This window comes from Streptosporangium sp. G11 (genome assembly GCF_051192615.1).
Taxonomy (GTDB): Bacteria; Actinomycetota; Actinomycetes; order Streptosporangiales; family Streptosporangiaceae; genus Streptosporangium.
Window position 1 is genome coordinate 1 of sequence record NZ_JBPJUQ010000301.1, and the last position, 1,244, is coordinate 1,244.

A 1,244-nucleotide genomic window follows, 5' to 3' on the forward strand; every position below is an offset into this window, starting at 1 on the left:
GAAGAAGGAGTTCACTGTGCCGAACAACTATCCGCCGGAGTTTCGCCGGCAGATGGTGGAGCTGGTGCGCGCGGGACGCTCACCGGAGGAGCTCGCCAAGGAGTTTGAGCCCTCCGCGCAGTCGATCCGTGTCTGGGTGCGCCAGGCCGATCTGGATGACGGCCGCCGCGCCGACGGCTTGACCAGTGCCGAGAAGGATGAGCTGGCCCGGCTGCGCCGCGAGGTCAAGCTTCTCCGGGAGGAGAAGGAGATCTTGCGTAAGGCCGCGGTTTTCTTCGCGCGGGAGACGGATCGGCCGAGATGAGGTTCCGGCTGATTCATGCGGAGAAAGACCACCACGGCGTCTCCCTTCTGGCCCGGGTGCTGGGTGTGTCGCGCCAGGGCTACTACACCTGGGCGGTCCGCCGGCGGCATGGCCCATCGGCTCGCGCCCGTCGCGATGCGGAGCTGACCGACAAGATCCGCGCTCACCATCAGGCGTCCGATGGAATCTATGGGGCGCCGCGTATCCATGCCGACCTGCGCGAGCTCGACGGCATCGGTATCGGCCGCAAGCGGGTGGCCCGGCTGATGCGCGTGGCCGGGCTGGCCGGGGTGTCTCGGCGTCGGGGTTGTCGCACGACGATCACCGACCGCAAGGCGGCCGCAGCCTCGGACCTGGTGCGGCGCAGGTTCGAAGCCGATGAGCCGAACCGGCTCTGGACCGCCGACATCACGTATGTGCCGACCTGGCAGGGTTTTCTGTACTTGGCGGTGGTGCTGGATGTGTTCTCGCGGCGGATCGTCGGCTGGGCGATGGCCGAGCACATGCGCACCGAACTGGTCACCGACGCCTTGGCGATGGCAATCAGTCAGCGCCGCCCCGGCGCCGGGGTGATTCATCACAGCGACAAGGGCGGTCAATATACCTCGGTGGCCTTTGGTCGCCGGTGTGAACAGGCGGGGGTGCGTCTGTCGACCGGCCGCACCGGCACCTGTTTCGATAACGCGATCACCGAGAGCTTCTTTGCCTCCCTGGAGTGCGAACTGCTCGACCGTCGCACCTTCCACACCAGGTCACAAGCCGAACGAGCGGTGTTCGCCTACATCGAGGGCTTCTACAACCCGCGCCGCCGTCACTCCGCGAACGGCCAGCTCAGCCCCGCCGAATACGAGCGACGTCAAGCCCTCAAGCCCACGCACGAAGACAACTATGCTGCCGCGTAGTCGAAAGCCCTGATGTGTCTACCAAACCGGGGCAACTC

General features: G+C 66.2%; 1 protein-coding gene. It reads left to right on the top strand.

Going from position 1 to position 1,244, the window contains the following annotated elements; genetic code table 11:
* The first annotated feature begins 52 nt into the window (after nt 1-52).
* A protein-coding gene (locus ACSDR0_RS50695; protein ID WP_435296147.1) for an IS3 family transposase occupies nt 53-1,206 on the top strand; the annotation gives its coding sequence in 2 pieces (ribosomal slippage) (nt 53-266 and nt 266-1,206; 1,155 coding nt in all).
* Nucleotides 1,207-1,244 lie beyond the last annotated feature (38 nt).